This is a genomic window from Streptococcus sp. 959, assembly GCF_013277075.1.
Lineage (GTDB): Bacteria > Bacillota > Bacilli > Lactobacillales > Streptococcaceae > Streptococcus > Streptococcus pseudopneumoniae_C.
On record NZ_VMMF01000018.1, the window covers coordinates 15682 to 31822 of the forward strand.

The following is a 16141-nucleotide window of genomic DNA, read 5'->3' on the forward strand; positions in this document are numbered from 1 at the left end:
ATGCCTTATCTTTTTTCATTACATAAATTTTCTTCCAGGTTCGTCACAACCCCATTCCCTTGTAGAAAAGCAAAACTGCGAGTCCTACAAACAAGACTACCGCTCCTAATCTCTGACTAGAGCTATACATCCGTCTTTCACCTCGAACTGGAAAGATAACTGCTAAAAAGGCCCCTCCTACTGCACCGCCAACATGACCAGCTAGGCTAATGCCGGGAATCAGAACACTTCCAATAATGTTAATCACAAAAAGTGTCAAATAAGACTGTCCTAGCTGTTGGATATAAGGATTACGCGTAGCATAGCGAAGAATGATAATCGCGGCAAAAAGCCCATAAAGAGAAGTAGAGGCTCCTGCTTCTAAGGATTTGGGACTAAATACAAAAACAAAGAGATTACCCATCATTCCTGATAAGAGATAGAGAAAGAAAAACTGCTTAGAACCGAAAATTTCCTCTACCTGCCTACCAAGATAATAAAGCGAAAGCATATTGACAATGAAATGCTCCCACCCAATATGAACAAAAATAGCAGAGAAGAGACGCCAAACCTGCTCAGGAAAGAGGCGAATAGCTGGCCCATACATGGCTCCAAATCGAAATAGGGTGTCTGCCCTGTCAAAGTTTCCACCTGTAGTCACCAACATTAGTAGAAATACCAAGGCCGTCACTAAAAGGAAGAAACTCGTCACAGGGTAACGTCTATCAAAGATTTCCTTCATCAATCAGAACCTCCTGAACAGGAATATCATGGTTTTCAGGGATAAAGTCCTGAATTTGACAAGGATAAATCGTACTCAAAGTATGACCAGAAAAATGTTTCAGATAGCGATCATAATAACCTCCACCGTATCCAATCCGATATCCTTCCGTCGTAAAAGCCAAGCCAGGAACATGAATCAAATCAATCTGAGAGGCATCCACCACTTCCAAATCTCCCTGTGGCTCCAGTAATCCAAAGGAAGTTTTTACCAACTGCTGCGGATCATAGACTACAAAGTCCATGCGCCCCTTGGGATAGGTTTTAGGTATCAAAACTTTCTTACCATCCCTCAGCGCCTGCTCAATCAGTTCCTGCGTTTGAAACTCATGAGGAAAAGAGAGGTAGGTTGCGATGATCTTAGCTTCTTGGTAAAAGGGGTGTTGTAAAAGTCCTTCTGTTAAAGCTTGGTCTATAGCCTGTTTTTGCTTTCTAGGTATAGCCTTCATTTCTTGCAAGACTTGCTTGCGTAATTCCGATTTCATAGACAAATCCTCTACTCTGCTGCCTTCTTTTTCAGGAAACTAGAAACCGCATCCACCCCAATGGCTAAGGCTTCTTCCTTGGGACTCATCTGAGGGTGATGAAGGGCGTAGGGACTATCGATACCTAGCCAGAACATAACGCCATCTACCTTCGAAAGGAGATAACCAAAGTCCTCGCCTGTCATAGCAGGCTCTATATCAATCAACTCGATTCCGTCTTTTTCTTCAAAGAAGTCCATCAGTTCACGTGCCAAGACTGGATTGTTCTCAACAGGCAAGTAGCCCCCTTGTTTGAGTTCCACTTCGACTTCCATATCGAAGGCAGATGCAACTCCTTCTGCAACTGTTTTGACCCGCTTTTGCACCAAGAGACTTATGTCCTGTGTCAAGGCCCGAATAGTTCCATGCAAAAAGGCTGTATCTGTGATAACATTGTTGGTTGTTCCAGCTTGGAAAACTCCAAAGGTCACCACCGCTCCCTCGATTGGGTTGACATTGCGGCTGACCACCGACTGCACCTGGGTCACAAAGTAACTAGCAGCTACCAAGGCGTCATTTGCTTCATGCGGAAAGGCTGCGTGTCCTCCTTTTCCTTTGAAACGGATCTTCACCTCGCAAGTCCCTGCAAAGAGTGTATGAGTATTGGTCGCAATCTGTCCAACCTTCAAATCTGGTCGAACATGGAGGCCATAAAACTGGTCTGGCAACCAGTCTCCAAAAGCGCCATCCTCATACATGAGCATGCCACCAGCTTCATTTTCTTCAGCAGGTTGAAACAGAAAGAGCAGATTGTTCTTTGGTTGCTCCTCAAGGGCGCGCTCAAGACAGCCCAAGGCAATGGTCATGTGGAAATCATGTCCACAAGCATGCATACGACCTTGGTGCTGAGAAGCGAAAGGAAATCCTGTTTGTTCAACGATAGGCAAACCATCAATATCTGTCCGCCAACCAATGGTACGCTCTGGCTGACTTCCCTGCAAATAGACCAAAATACCTGTCCGCCAAGTACGAACTTGAACAAACTCCCTACCCGCAGTCAATTTCTCAATCACATCCAGCAAATAAGCATGAGTCTTGAACTCCTCCAAGCCAATCTCTGGAATCTGGTGCAAATCTCGTCTAGTCTGAATCAAATCTAACATCTATCTATCCTCCGATATAGCAGAAAGAGGCTGGAAGAAGGGTTCCGCCTCTATTTTTCTTTTACAATTATAAGGTACGAAGCGCATCTTCTAGCGCTGTTTTTTGTTGGGTTTGGGCATCAATCTCTTTGATAATGCGAGCTGGAACACCTGCTACCACCACGTTTTCTGGGACATCTTGTGTAACAATAGCTCCTGCTGCAACAACTGAACCACTACCGATTTGGACTCCTTCGATAACCACTGCATTAGCGCCGATAAGAACATTATCTCCAACACGGACTGGTTCTGCGCTAGCTGGCTCAATCACACCTGCAAGAACGGCACCTGCACCAACGTGACTGTTTTTTCCAACAATAGCACGGCCACCAAGGATTGCCCCCATGTCAATCATGGTTCCTGCACCGATTTCAGCACCGATATTGATAACGGCTCCCATCATGATAACAGCATTGTCACCAATTTCAACCTGATCACGGATAATAGCACCTGGCTCGATACGAGCGTTGATAGCACGTTTGTCTAGCAAAGGAACTGCAGAATTACGAGCATCTTGTTCAACAACATAGTCTTGATTTTCTACCAAGCCATCGAGAAGCGGAGCCACGTCCTTCCAGTCTCCAAATAGGACATTCCCTAGTTTGACAACAGAGCTTGGTACAGCAGTTGCGAGTTGTCCCTCAAAGGTTACTTTCACACTGGTTTTCTTTTCAGCATTGGCGATAAATTGGATAATTTCTTGTGCGTTCATTTTTGTGGCAGTCATAGGCGCCTCCTAGTTCATTTTAATGATACCTATTCTACCAAAAAAGGCCTCAAATTTGAAGCCTTTTTGTTTGTTTTTAGGTATGATTTTTAGGGATGTGAGATAAAACGTGCTGTCGGTAAAAGCAAGCCCCTACCGATACAACCTAAAAACACTCTTCACAACTATCTCCCCGTGTTTTATTGACTATTCTAGTATAGCACACTTTTAGAATTAAGAAAAGACTTTTTATTTACTTTCTTTCGCTTCTTCTACCGATAGGAAAATCATGGGTAAAATAATCAGGGCCATAGCTAGAAGAAGGGACCAATCCACTACCAAGCCTAAAAATAAAACACTCAAAAGGGCAGAAGAGAGAGGTTCACTGGCACTAATAACAGAAACTACCAAGGGAGAAACCAAGGACACAGCCTTCATGGAAATGAAAAAGGCAAAAGCCGTCCCAAAGAAAGCAATAATGAGGCAAATCAAGATACTCCAAATATCAAGAGTAAAGGAAAGCTGATAAACCGGCGAAAGGACATTGCTAAATAAACCTGCCAAAATCATCCCCCACCCAACCGTGGGTACAAAACCATAGCGCTTCGCGAAAGGTTGGGGCAAGATAACATTAAACATAACCCCCATAGCACTCAACAGACCTGTTATAAGGGCTAGTGGCGTCATGGATAACTGAGAGAGATCTCCCTTTGTCGCCATCAAGCACACACCCAGCATAGCAATCAGAACATAGAAAATAGCGCTTTTTGACGCTCGTTTTTTATAAACCAAACGATTATAAAAGAGGATAAAGACAGGACTGATAAACTGTAAAATAGTTGCTGTCGCAGCATTTGAATATTCTACACAGAGATAGAAAAAATACTGAACTGAGAAAATTCCCAAAATAGCATAGGCCAAAAAGGGCAGGTAATTTTTCTTGTCTCGCCAGATATCTAACACTTGTGATTTTACTTGCATTACAGACCAAATGAGCACAAGACTCCCTGCTAGCGTCAAACGCATAGAGGTAATCCAACCAGAGGACACCTGATAATGAGTAAAGAAATACTCTCCTAAAATCCCACAGATTCCCCATATCAAGCCGGATAGGAGAGAGTAAATGGTTCCTTTAACAATCTTTTTCTGATACTGATTCATATCTTTATTGTAACACGAAAGGGAAAAAGAAAAAAGTGGCAATCCATTGATTGGCCACTTCATTTAGCATAGTTCATAGAACTTATCGTCTTGTCCTTGAAGAAGATCGTGTAGCACTTGAGTTACTACTGTCACTAGAGCTATTACTTGAACTGCTGGAGCTTGATGGAGTTGGTAGACTCCCCACGATACTAGACCAAGCATTCTTATAATCCGCATCACTTCCACCAATAGCAAAGAGATAACTGGTCGCTGGCGCTCCTGCCTTATTAGCCCAATAGCTGGTAACAGTCGAACCTGTGACATCTACCTCTTTTCCTTCAACAGAAACCTTACCTGGTTTTTGACCTGTTGATTTCAAGACTTCCGATTTCACTACACTAGAATCTAAAGCAAAGCGCTCGGTCCCCCAAATTCCAGGTTCAGACTCTTGGATAGCATTAACCAAGTGAGCCATATAATTAGAATTATTAGAATAGCCTGCTCTACGAGATAATGAATGATTATCATCATGCCCAATCCAACCACCTAAAGTTAATTTAGGAGTAGAAAGCATAAGCCACATATTTTCGTCTTGGTTGGTTGTACCAGTCTTCCCAATCCAATCTGCATTAGCTAATGTCGAATTTAAAGAAGTTAAATTCGGTTTAAAGGTTGTTGTCACACGAGAGGATAGAACTTCTCGCAACAAGCCCTGCATAATTGTCGCAGTAGCTTTTGAATAGACTTGAACCGGTTTATCTTGATACTCATATACCACTCTACCATCTGATGCTTCAATTTTAGAAATCACATGTTTCTGATGATAAACTCCGTTATTTGCCAAGGTCTGATAGCCATTGGTATGCTGGGCAACTGTGACTTCAATACCACCACCCATTGGCAGGCTCTCAATACCATACTCAGGAATCTCGTAACCCATCTTTTCCATATAACCTTTGACATCAACACCCTTTTCACGGAGCATACGATAGGTCCAGTAAGCCGGGATATTCCATGAATAGTTCAAGGCTTCTCCCAAGGTCATCATTCCTGTCCCCTTGCTATTAGCATACATAATCGGGTTGCCATTGGCAAAGTTTGTTGGATAGTTAGACAGAATCGTCTCACTTCCCATCAAGCCCTGGTCAATAGCGATCCCGTAGGCCAGCAAGGGCTTGGTAGTGGAAGCTGGTGAGCGCTTGGTGTCAAAGGCATGATTGTTTTGATTTTCTTGATAATTGCGACCACCTACAAAGCCTAGGATAGCACCTGTTTGGTTGTCCATCAAGACATTCCCTACTTCTACACGACCTGTTCCATCATCTAGTAGAGACCCATATCTGGCTACTGCATTCTGCATGGCAGTATGAACTTTTTTATTAATAGTAGTCATAATCTTATAACCACCTGTACTTAATTCTTGCTCAGCTCGTTTACGATACGCCTTCTGAATAGCTTCATTTTTCAGCTCTTGACTGGGAACATTATCTTGTTGGACCAAATAATCGTACATCCGGTCTATCGCTTCAGCCATAGCAGTATAGTAAAGGTAATCTCTTGAAACAACATTAACAGAACCTGATGGCAAAAAATCTTGTTTGATATTGTAATCCTTATACTGATTGTATTCTTCCTTTGTTAAGGATCCCGTACGATACATATTATAAAGAACATCCTTGGCCCGCTTCAAGCCTAGTTCTAAATCTTCATCGCTCTTAATAGCACCCGTATTTTCATAGGGAGAATAGATAATAGGACTTTGCGGTAGTCCTGCTAAAAATGCTGCTTGAGGAACAGTCAACTGACTAGCATCTACACCAAAAATACCCTCTGCTGCCTGCTGAGCACCTGCAATATTCTGTCCCTTATTATTTCGGCCAAAAGGAGCAATATTAAGATAAGTAACCAAAATTTCATCCTTACTCATCGTTCGTTCTAGCGCAAGTGCATCCACAATTTCTGTAGCCTTACGAGCCAAAGTCGGAGCATCTCCAACGACTTGCTGCTTGATTAACTGTTGGGTTAAGGTAGAGCCTCCACTAGATGAACCCAAACCTGCAAAGGTCCCCAAAGTCGCCCGAATCACAGCCTTAGGCACAACCCCTTTATGTTCAAGAAAATGTTCGTCCTCAGTTGCAACGATAGCCTTTTTGAGATTGTCCGATATTTCCTCAGATGAAACAGAAGTTCTCAGTAAGTCACTCTCTATAGAAGCAATGACACTCCCATCTGCATAAACAATTTCTGAGATTGAAGAAACATTCTTAACCTGCTTTACTAAATCCTCCGCTGGCGGAACCTTAGCCTTATCAAACAAGGCAACTCCATAACCAAGAGCTACACCAGCACCAAAAAGCCCACCGATAAAGCCTAGAATAAAGAGGGTATTCAAAACTCCCTTGATAGCAGCCAAAATGCTACCTAAGATAGGCAGGAACTTCCCACCTGTTCCATCCGACTTCTTCGCTTCTAAGACTTTCTCTGATTTTTTATGATTTATGTTTAATTTTACTTGCTGGAAAAATGCCAGCACTTTTCTCTTTAATTGATTTTGCATGGATTTCCTCACTCTATTCATTATACCATAAAAGGTACACTTTCAATAAAATAGCCACTTTCTTCCCTATTCTACTAGGCTATTGCCCAAGTTTGTGATACAATAGTTAGAAACAATAATTTTAAAAAGGAGAAAAGACATATGCACATTTTTGATGAGCTAAAAGAGCGTGGTTTGATTTTTCAAACGACTGATGAAGAAGCTTTGCGTAAAGCCCTAGAAGAAGGTCAAGTTTCTTATTATACTGGCTACGATCCAACTGCTGACAGCCTTCACCTAGGCCACCTTGTCGCAATCTTGACAAGTCGTCGCTTGCAGCTAGCAGGTCACAAACCTTATGCGCTCGTTGGCGGTGCTACAGGTCTCATCGGAGATCCGTCCTTCAAAGATGCTGAACGTAGTCTCCAAACAAAAGACACAGTAGATGGCTGGGTCAAGTCTATCCAAGGACAACTTTCTCGTTTTCTTGACTTTGAAAATGGTGAAAATAAAGCTGTCATGGTCAACAACTACGACTGGTTTGGCAGCATCAGCTTCATTGACTTCCTCCGTGATATCGGCAAATACTTCACTGTCAACTATATGATGAGCAAAGAGTCTGTGAAAAAACGGATCGAAACAGGAATTTCTTACACTGAGTTTGCTTACCAAATCATGCAAGGTTACGACTTCTTCGTCCTTAACCAGGACCACAATGTAACGCTACAAATCGGTGGTTCTGACCAGTGGGGAAATATGACTGCTGGTACCGAATTGCTTCGTCGTAAAGCTGACAAGACCGGTCACGTTATCACTGTTCCATTGATTACAGATGCAACTGGTAAGAAATTTGGTAAATCAGAAGGAAACGCAGTCTGGCTCAATCCTGAAAAGACTTCTCCATACGAAATGTACCAATTCTGGATGAATGTCATGGACGCTGACGCTGTTCGCTTCTTGAAAATCTTTACTTTCTTATCACTTGATGAGATTGAAGACATCCGCAAACAGTTTGAGGCTGCGCCACACGAACGCTTGGCTCAAAAAGTCTTGGCTCGTGAAGTTGTCACACTTGTTCACGGCGAAGAAGCCTACAAAGAAGCCCTCAACATCACTGAGCAACTCTTTGCAGGAAACATCAAAAACCTTTCTGTCAAAGAACTCAAACAAGGACTTCGTGGAGTACCAAACTACCAAGTTCAAGCAGATGAAAACCACAATATCGTGGAACTCCTTGTTTCATCTGGTATGGTTAACTCAAAACGCCAAGCCCGTGAAGATGTCCAAAATGGAGCTATCTACGTAAATGGCGACCGTATCCAAGACCTTGACTATGTCTTGAGTGATGCAGATAAGTTAGAAAACGAACTGACTGTTATCCGTCGTGGTAAGAAAAAATACTTTGTTCTTACATATTAAAAAGAAGACTGGAGGCATTTGCCATCCAGTCCTTTTTTTGCTAGACTTAAACTATGAATACAAACCTCAAACCCAAACTTCAGCGCTTCGCTTCTGCGACTGCCTTTGCCTGCCCTATCTGCCAAGAAAATCTAACTCTGGTAGAGGGTAGTCTCAAATGTAACAATCGCCATTCTTTTGACCTAGCAAAATTCGGCTATGTCAATCTGGCTCCTCAAATCAAGCAATCTGCCAACTACGACAAGGAAAACTTTCAAAACCGTCAGCAAATCCTAGAAGCTGGCTTTTATCAGGCTATTTTAGATGCAATTTCTGATTTACTTGCAAGTTCAGAAAATACCGAAACAATTTTGGATATTGGATGTGGCGAAGGCTTCTATTCTCGAAAACTCCAGGAAAATCATCCTGACAAAACCTTCTATGCCTTTGACATCTCCAAAGATTCCGTCCAAATTGCTGCCAAGAGCGAACCTAACTGGGCAGTCAATTGGTTCGTTGGCGACCTGGCTCGTCTTCCTATAAAAGACGCCAGCATGGATATTCTGCTTGATATTTTTTCACCTGCCAACTATGGAGAATTTCGTCGCGTTTTATCCAAAGACGGTATCTTGATAAAGGTCATCCCAACTGAAAATCACCTCAAGGAAATCCGTCAAAGGGTACAGGACCAGCTGACAAACAAAGATTATTCTAACCAAGATATCAAAAATCATTTCCAAGAACACTTTACCATCCTATCTAACCAAACAGCTTCTCTAACTAAGACTATCACAGCAGAGCAGCTCCAAGCCCTACTCAGCATGACTCCCTTACTCTTTCACGTTGACCAGAGCAAGATTGACTGGAGCCAACTGACAGAAATTACCATCGAAGCGGAGATTCTGGTCGGAAAAGCACTGTAAATAAATTTTTTAGATAATACAAAACCCGCACCTTCAAGGTACGGGTTTAAATTATGTAATTATTAGTTCAAGTGCCAGATATCTTCGTTGTACTGAGCGATTGTACGGTCAGATGAGAAGAATCCTGCTTTAGAAATGTTAACGATGACTTTATCCAACCATGCGTCACGGTCTTCGTAGTCAGCCAACATTTGTTCTTTAACCTTGATATAGTCTTCCAAGTCAAGAAGAGTCATGAACCAGTCTTTGTTGATCAATTCATTGTAAAGACGTTCCAAGCGCTCTTTGTTTCCAGCTGCAAGAACTGCATCGCTAACGATGAAGTCAACCAATGGTTTGATAGCTTCACGAGCGTAGAATTCGCTTGATTTGTATGCCGCTTTTGCGTAAAGGTCGATAACAGTTTCTGAATCTTCACCGAAGATGTAGATGTTTTCGTCGCCAACCAACTCAGCGATTTCCACGTTAGCACCGTCCATAGTACCAAGAGTCAAAGCTCCGTTCAACATGAATTTCATGTTACCAGTACCTGAAGCTTCTTTAGAAGCAAGTGAGATTTGTTCTGAGATATCACATGCTGGGATAAGGAAGCTTGCTGCAGTAACGTTGTAGTTTTCAACCATAACTACTTGCAAGTGTGGAGCTACTGCTGGATCGTTAGCAATAACTTCTGACATGCAAAGGATCAAGTGGATGATGTCTTGAGCGATTGTGTAGGCTGGAGCTGCTTTACCACCAAAGAAGATTGTGATTGGGCGAGCAGGGATGTTACCAGCTTTGATGTCAAGGTATTTGTGGATTACGTACAAAGCGTTCATTTGTTGGCGTTTGTACTCGTGAAGACGTTTGATTTGGATGTCAAAGATAGAGTTTGGATTGATTTCTACACCTTGGTGTTCTTTCAAGTGACGAGCCAATTTACGTTTATTGTGAGCCTTGATGCTTTCCAATTTTTCTTTGACAGCTGCTTTGTCTTCGTAAGACAAGAGTTTTTCAAGCTCATCTGCTTCATGGTGCCAACCTTCTCCAAGAATCTCATCCAAGTAGTGAGACAAGCTTGGGTTAGCATGCATGAGCCAACGACGGAAAGTGATACCGTTTGTTTTGTTGTTGAATTTTTCTGGGTAAAGGTCGTAGAAAGCTTTCAATTCAGAGTTCTTCAAGATTTCAGTATGAAGTGCTGCAACCCCGTTAACACTGTATCCGTAGTGGATATCCATGTGAGCCATGTGAACACGTCCGCTCTCATCGATGATTTGAACAGCTGGATCTTTGTATTCTGCTTTCACACGGCGGTCCAATTCTTCGATGATTGGTACCAAGTGAGGAACCACTTCTTGCAAGAATTCAAGTGGCCATTTTTCAAGGGCTTCAGCAAGGATTGTGTGGTTAGTGTAGGCAGTCATGCTACGAACGATTGAGATTGCTTCGTCAAGTTCGATACCACGAGCAGTCAAAAGACGAATCAACTCAGGGATAACCATTGATGGGTGAGTATCGTTGATTTGTACAACTGCGTAGTCAGCAAGGTCATGCAAGTTGCTTCCTTTTTCGATTGCTTCGTCGATGATCAATTGCGCACCATTTGAAACCATGAAGTATTGTTGGAAGATACGGAGCAATTCACCTTGACGGTCACTATCATCTGGGTAAAGGAAAAGAGTCAAGTTGCGAGCGATGTCTGTTTTATCAAAGTTGATACCGTCTTTAATGATAGAAGAATCAACTGAATCCAAGTCAAACAAACGCAAGCGGTTCTTCGTTTCTGTCTTGTAACCAGGTACATCGATATCGTAAAGAGTTGATGTCAATGTGAAGTGAGCAAATGGCACTTGGTAGCTACGGCTTGAGCGAACCAACCAGTTTTGCTCTGTCAACCATGCATTTGGAATTGTTTCTTGTTGGTTGTTTTTAAGAACTTGTTGGAAAAGACCAAAGTGGTAGTTCAAACCAACACCGTCACCGTTCAATCCAAGTGTAGCGATTGAGTCGATAAAGCAGGCTGCCAAACGTCCCAAACCACCATTACCAAGTGATGGTTCCAATTCTACTTCTTCGATTTCGATCAACTCTTTACCTGCGTCAGCAAGTTCTTTTTTAACATCGTCGTAAAGACCAAGGTTGATTAAGTTATTTGACAAAAGTTTACCAATCAAAAACTCAGCTGAGATGTAGTAAACTTTTTTCTTACCAGTGTTAACTGGTTTTTTGCTACTTGCAAGCTTGCTGTAGTTAAGAAGAGCAAGGTAAAGCTCTTCATTGCTACATTCTGCAATGGTTTTATTGTAACGATTTTGTACAAATTCTTGTAGTGATAACATGTTTAAGGTGTCTCCTGATATTGTATTATTTCTTTAAATCTACCAAATTTTCATTGATTCGGCGATAGATTGTTGTCAAGTCAAGCAAGCCTTCCTCGACAGCTGGTGTCAATTGATCTTCAGTCATACGCCAAGACCAGTTTCCACCAAGGGTAGATGGGAAGTTCATACGAGCTACCTCATCTAATTCTAGCAAATCTTGCATAGTCGCAATTGCCATGAAGCTAACTGATGAAAAGACGGTACGAAGCATAGCATGTGGCACTGTTTCGTATTCTTTACGGTTAGTGTAGCGAGCCATGTATTCACGAGTCGCATCGTCGATCTCGTTACGGTACCAACCAAGAACCGTATTGTTATCGTGTGTTCCTGTGTACATTACTGAGTTAGCAGGTGCCAAGTGTGGGCTATCGATGCTTTCGTCTTCTGGGTTGAAGGCAAATTGAAGAATCTTCATTCCTGGGAAGCCAGTACGTTCACGCAATTCGATAACTTCGTCTGTCATGAAACCAAGGTCTTCAGCGATGATGTTTAGCTCACCAAGTTCTTCCTTAACGGCTGCAAAGAGCTTGTAGCCAGGACCTTTGACCCATTCACCAGGTGCTGCTGTATCGGAACCAGCAGGGATTTCCCAGTAAGATTCAAAACCACGGAAGTGGTCGATACGAACGATATCGTAGATTTTGAAGCTTTCACGCAAGCGTTCAATCCACCATTTGTAACCATCTTTGTCCATTGCTTCCCAGTCATAAATTGGGTTACCCCAAAGCTGACCAGTTGCAGAAAACTCATCTGGTGGGCATCCTGCGATGCAAGTCGCCTTACCGTTGACATCTGTCTTGAAGAGATGTGGATTTGCCCACATATCGCTTGAATCTTCCGCTACGTAGATTGGCATGTCCCCAACGATTTCGATGTGGTTGTCGTTAGCGTAAGCTTTCAATTTCAACCATTGTTGGAAGAAGAAATATTGAGTCACACGGTGGTAAACCAACTTGTCTGCCAATTGCTCACGGTAGCTTTCAAGTGCTGAAGCTTTACGAGCACGAACATCTGCATCTGGCCATTCAGTCCAAGCAAGATTGTCAAAATGCTCTTTGATAGCCATATATTCTGCAAAGAGTTCAAGCCATGATTGGTTGTCTTGAGCAAATTTCTCAAAATCTTTAACATCTCCTACTTCCAAGAAACGTTTTACCGCTTTTTCTAAAAGAGGACGACGTGCATAGTAGATTTTCGCATAGTCAACTTCAGACGCATCGCTACCAAAGTCAACCCCTTCAAGGTCACTTGCTTGCAACAAGCCTTGTTCAACCAAGATATCTAAATCGATAAAATGAGTGTTCCCTGCGAAGGCTGAGAAAGATTGGTAAGGAGAGTCTCCGTAACTAGTTGTTCCTAGTGGAAGGATTTGCCAGTAACGTTGTTTTGTGCGAACCAAAAAATCAACGAAGTCGTAAGCACTTTTACCAAATGATCCGATTCCGTAAGCTCCTGGAAGAGAAGAAATGTGCATCAACACACCACTTTGACGTTTTTTCATAATAAGCACCTCATGTGTTTATAGTTAGATATTACATTTTTACGAACGCAAACGTTTGCGCTATTACCTAGTATAGCTCATTTTCTTGATAAATGCAAGCGATTTTAAATAAATTTTTTGATTATTTTTTTAAAATTTTTTCTTCTTACTCGTATATATATCCTTTCAGGAAACAAAATAGGAATAAGGGTTTCACTTATCTTATTAAAATAAAGTGAGAATCCTCTCTGCTTTCCATTTGTAAATTAAGCAATCGTTTTCTCAACTTTTTTTAAATTTGAAACAAAACCGATTTTTTGGATTTTCTACTATTATATGATGATTAAGCGTTTACCTTTTTCTACAATTTTTTAAAATTTTTTACAAAAAACACTTGCAACCGCTTTCTATTTATGTTATACTAGTCCCGTAAAGGAAAACGTTTGCGTTTCCTCATTATAAAATTTGTTATTCTTTAGGAGGAATACACTATGTCATCTAAATTCATGAAGAGCGCTTCTGTGCTTGGAACTGTTACACTTGCTAGCTTGCTTTTGGTAGCTTGTGGAAGCAAACCTGCTGAAAAAGCTGCTGATACTGGTTCATCTGAAGCGAAAGAAATCACTCTTTACGTCGAAGACCAATACAAAGCTTATGCTGAAACAGTTGCTAAAGCTTATGAAAAAGAATCAAAAACAAAAGTTAACATCAAATCTGGTGACCAACTTGGTGGTCTTGACAAACTTTCTCTTGACAACCAATCAGGTCAAGCTGCTGACGTTATGATGGCACCATACGACCGTGTGGGTAGCCTTGGTTCTGACGGACAACTTTCAGAAGTGAAATTGAGCGATGGTGCTAAAACAGAAGATAAAACTAAATCTCTTGTAACAGCTGCTGACGGTAAAGTTTACGGTGCTCCTGCCGTTATCGAGTCACTTGTTATGTACTACAACAAAGACTTGGTAAAAGAAGCTCCAAAAACTTTTGCTGACTTAGAAAACCTTGCTAAAGATAGCAAATATGCCTTCGCTGGAGAAGATGGAAAAACTTCTGCTTTCCTAGCTGACTGGACAAACTTCTACTACGCATACGGACTTCTTGCTGGTAACGGTGCTTACGTATTCGGACAAAACGGTAAGGACGCTAAAGACATCGGTCTTGCAAACGACGGTTCTATCGCAGGTATCAACTACGCTAAATCTTGGTATGAAAAATGGCCTAAAGGTATGCAAGATGGTACAGCTGCTGGAAACTTGATTCAAACTCAATTCCAAGAAGGTAAAACAGCTGCTATCATTGATGGACCTTGGAAAGCTCAAGCTTTCAAAGATGCTAAAGTAAACTACGGTGTTGCAACTATCCCAACTCTTCCAAACGGAAAAGACTACGCAGCATTTGGTGGTGGTAAAGCTTGGATTATCCCATCAAGCACTAAGAACCTTGAAGCTGCTCAAAAATTTGTAGACTTCCTTGTTTCAACTGAACAACAAAAAGCCTTCTACGATGCAACTAACGAAATCCCAGCTAACACTGAAGCTCGTTCATACGCTGAAGGTAAAAACGATGAGTTGACAACAGCTGTTATCAAACAGTTCAAGAACGCTCAACCAATTCCAAACATCTCTCAAATGTCTGCAGTTTGGGAACCAGCTGCTAACATGCTCTTTGATGCTGTAAGTGGTAAGAAAGATGCTAAAACAGCTGCTAACGATGCTGTAACATTGATCAAAGAAACAATCAAACAAAAATTTGGTGAATAAAAAATTTGTTCAAGGGGGGTGAAATTCAAATCCCCCTTTGAATTTATCAATAGAAAACATATATAATTTAGGTTTTAACTAGAAACCAGTATCCTATGAAAGGAGTTATTATGGAAAAGCAACAACCTAGTAAAGCAGCCCTGCTGTCTATCATTCCTGGGTTAGGACAGATTTACAATAAACAAAAGGCCAAAGGTTTTATCTTCCTTGGTGTAACCCTTGTATTTGTCCTCTACTTCCTAGCACTTGCATCCCCTGAATTGAGCAATCTCATCACTCTTGGTGACAAACAAGGTCGTGACAATTCCCTCTTTATGCTGATTCGTGGTGCCTTCCATTTAATCTTTGTAGTCGTTTATGTACTCTTTTATTTCGCAAATATCAAAGATGCACATACAATCGCAAAACGCATTAACAATGGAATTCCAGTTCCACGTACCTTCAAAGACATGATCAAAGGGATTTATGAAAATGGCTTCCCTTACCTCTTGATCATTCCATCTTATGTTGCCATGACCTTCGCGATTATCTTCCCAGTTATCGTAACCTTGATGATCGCCTTCACAAACTATGACTTCCAACACTTGCCACCAAACAAATTGTTGGACTGGGTTGGTTTGACCAACTTTACAAACATTTGGAGCTTGAGTACCTTCCGTTCAGCCTTCGGTGCCGTTCTTTCTTGGACCATCATCTGGGCTTTGGCTGCCTCAACTTTACAGATCGTCATCGGTATCTTCACCGCTATCATTGCTAACCAACCATTTATCAAAGGAAAACGTATCTTTGGTGTTATTTTCCTTCTTCCTTGGGCTGTCCCAGCCTTCATCACTATCTTGACATTCTCAAACATGTTTAATGATAGTGTTGGTGCTATCAACACTCAAGTATTGCCAATCTTAGCTAAATTCCTTCCTTTCCTTGATGGTGCTCTTATTCCTTGGAAAACAGACCCAACTTGGACTAAGATTGCCTTGATTATGATGCAAGGTTGGCTTGGATTCCCATACATCTACGTTTTGACTTTGGGTATCTTGCAATCTATTCCTAACGACCTTTACGAAGCAGCTTATATTGACGGTGCCAATGCTTGGCAAAAATTCCGCAACATCACTTTCCCAATGATCTTGGCCGTTGCGGCACCTACTTTGATTAGCCAATACACCTTCAACTTTAACAACTTCTCTATCATGTACCTCTTCAACGCTGGAGGACCTGGTAGTGTCGGTGGTGGAGCTGGTTCAACCGATATCTTGATCTCATGGATTTACCGTTTGACAACAGGTACATCTCCTCAATACTCTATGGCGGCAGCTGTTACCTTGATTATCTCTATCATTGTCATCTCAATCTCTATGATCGCATTCAAGAAACTACACGCATTTGATATGGAGGACGTCTAAG

At 41.8% G+C, this 16141-nt stretch carries 12 protein-coding genes; 4 read left to right on the top strand and 8 right to left on the bottom strand.

The features are described 5' to 3' along the window. Positions 1–43 precede the first annotated feature (43 nt). The 6 genes from HT717_RS06935 to pbp1b all read right to left on the bottom strand — a co-directional run bounded on the left by HT717_RS06935 (position 44) and on the right by pbp1b (position 6831). Positions 44–721, bottom strand: a complete 678-nt coding sequence (locus HT717_RS06935) for a rhomboid family intramembrane serine protease (protein ID WP_049539097.1) — start codon at positions 719–721, stop codon at positions 44–46. After that, the gene (locus HT717_RS06940; protein ID WP_000834334.1) at positions 705–1244 is read right to left on the bottom strand and encodes a 5-formyltetrahydrofolate cyclo-ligase; all 540 of its coding nucleotides are present in this window, start codon (positions 1242–1244) and stop codon (positions 705–707) included. Before HT717_RS06940 ends, HT717_RS06935 begins: the two co-directional genes overlap by 17 nt. A gap of 11 nt (positions 1245–1255) precedes the next feature. Continuing rightward, positions 1256–2386: an N-acetyldiaminopimelate deacetylase gene (locus HT717_RS06945; protein WP_049539094.1), complete on the bottom strand. Its 1131-nt coding sequence runs from the start codon at positions 2384–2386 to the stop codon at positions 1256–1258. Between the two features lie 67 nt (positions 2387–2453). After that, positions 2454–3152: a 2,3,4,5-tetrahydropyridine-2,6-dicarboxylate N-acetyltransferase gene (gene dapD, locus HT717_RS06950; RefSeq protein ID WP_000127460.1), complete on the bottom strand. Its 699-nt coding sequence runs from the start codon at positions 3150–3152 to the stop codon at positions 2454–2456. Positions 3153–3380: 228 nt separating this feature from the next. Further along, on the bottom strand, positions 3381–4292 hold the full coding sequence (locus tag HT717_RS06955; protein WP_049539114.1) for a DMT family transporter: 912 nt from the start codon (positions 4290–4292) through the stop codon (positions 3381–3383). Between the two features lie 82 nt (positions 4293–4374). Further along, complete coding sequence (pbp1b, locus tag HT717_RS06960; protein WP_049539092.1) at positions 4375–6831, bottom strand: penicillin-binding protein PBP1B; 2457 nt, start codon at positions 6829–6831, stop codon at positions 4375–4377. A gap of 141 nt (positions 6832–6972) precedes the next feature. Between pbp1b and tyrS the strand changes: the two genes are divergently transcribed. Continuing rightward, positions 6973–8229, top strand: coding sequence for a tyrosine--tRNA ligase (gene tyrS, locus HT717_RS06965; protein WP_049539090.1), 1257 nt, complete (start codon positions 6973–6975; stop codon positions 8227–8229). A gap of 53 nt (positions 8230–8282) precedes the next feature. Continuing rightward, a complete protein-coding gene (locus tag HT717_RS06970; protein WP_049539088.1) occupies positions 8283–9131 on the top strand; it encodes a putative RNA methyltransferase in 849 nt (282 codons plus the stop codon). Between the two features lie 62 nt (positions 9132–9193). On the opposite strand, the gene glgP is transcribed toward HT717_RS06970, so the two are convergent. Together glgP and malQ are read right to left on the bottom strand one after the other, a co-directional pair. Then, positions 9194–11452, bottom strand: coding sequence for a glycogen/starch/alpha-glucan family phosphorylase (gene glgP, locus HT717_RS06975; RefSeq protein ID WP_173304806.1), 2259 nt, complete (start codon positions 11450–11452; stop codon positions 9194–9196). 25 nt (positions 11453–11477) lie between these two features. Next, on the bottom strand, positions 11478–12995 hold the full coding sequence (gene malQ / locus HT717_RS06980; protein WP_173304808.1) for a 4-alpha-glucanotransferase: 1518 nt from the start codon (positions 12993–12995) through the stop codon (positions 11478–11480). Between the two features lie 470 nt (positions 12996–13465). Between malQ and HT717_RS06985 the strand changes: the two genes are divergently transcribed. Continuing rightward, positions 13466–14737, top strand: coding sequence for an extracellular solute-binding protein (locus tag HT717_RS06985; RefSeq protein ID WP_173304810.1), 1272 nt, complete (start codon positions 13466–13468; stop codon positions 14735–14737). Positions 14738–14847: 110 nt separating this feature from the next. Further along, positions 14848–16140 (top strand): sugar ABC transporter permease, encoded by a 1293-nt coding sequence (locus tag HT717_RS06990; protein WP_173304812.1) that lies wholly within the window; start codon positions 14848–14850, stop codon positions 16138–16140. Position 16141: the final 1 nt, after the last annotated feature.

Coding starts and splice junctions, on each gene's coding strand:
- HT717_RS06935 (WP_049539097.1), bottom strand. CDS start 721: ATGAAGGAAATCTTTGATAGACGTTACCCTGTGACGAGTTTCTTCCTT.
- HT717_RS06940 (WP_000834334.1), bottom strand. CDS start 1,244: ATGAAATCGGAATTACGCAAGCAAGTCTTGCAAGAAATGAAGGCTATA.
- HT717_RS06945 (WP_049539094.1), bottom strand. CDS start 2,386: ATGTTAGATTTGATTCAGACTAGACGAGATTTGCACCAGATTCCAGAG.
- dapD (WP_000127460.1), bottom strand. CDS start 3,152: ATGACTGCCACAAAAATGAACGCACAAGAAATTATCCAATTTATCGCC.
- HT717_RS06955 (WP_049539114.1), bottom strand. CDS start 4,292: ATGAATCAGTATCAGAAAAAGATTGTTAAAGGAACCATTTACTCTCTC.
- pbp1b (WP_049539092.1), bottom strand. CDS start 6,831: ATGCAAAATCAATTAAAGAGAAAAGTGCTGGCATTTTTCCAGCAAGTA.
- tyrS (WP_049539090.1), top strand. CDS start 6,973: ATGCACATTTTTGATGAGCTAAAAGAGCGTGGTTTGATTTTTCAAACG.
- HT717_RS06970 (WP_049539088.1), top strand. CDS start 8,283: ATGAATACAAACCTCAAACCCAAACTTCAGCGCTTCGCTTCTGCGACT.
- glgP (WP_173304806.1), bottom strand. CDS start 11,452: ATGTTATCACTACAAGAATTTGTACAAAATCGTTACAATAAAACCATT.
- malQ (WP_173304808.1), bottom strand. CDS start 12,995: ATGAAAAAACGTCAAAGTGGTGTGTTGATGCACATTTCTTCTCTTCCA.
- HT717_RS06985 (WP_173304810.1), top strand. CDS start 13,466: ATGTCATCTAAATTCATGAAGAGCGCTTCTGTGCTTGGAACTGTTACA.
- HT717_RS06990 (WP_173304812.1), top strand. CDS start 14,848: ATGGAAAAGCAACAACCTAGTAAAGCAGCCCTGCTGTCTATCATTCCT.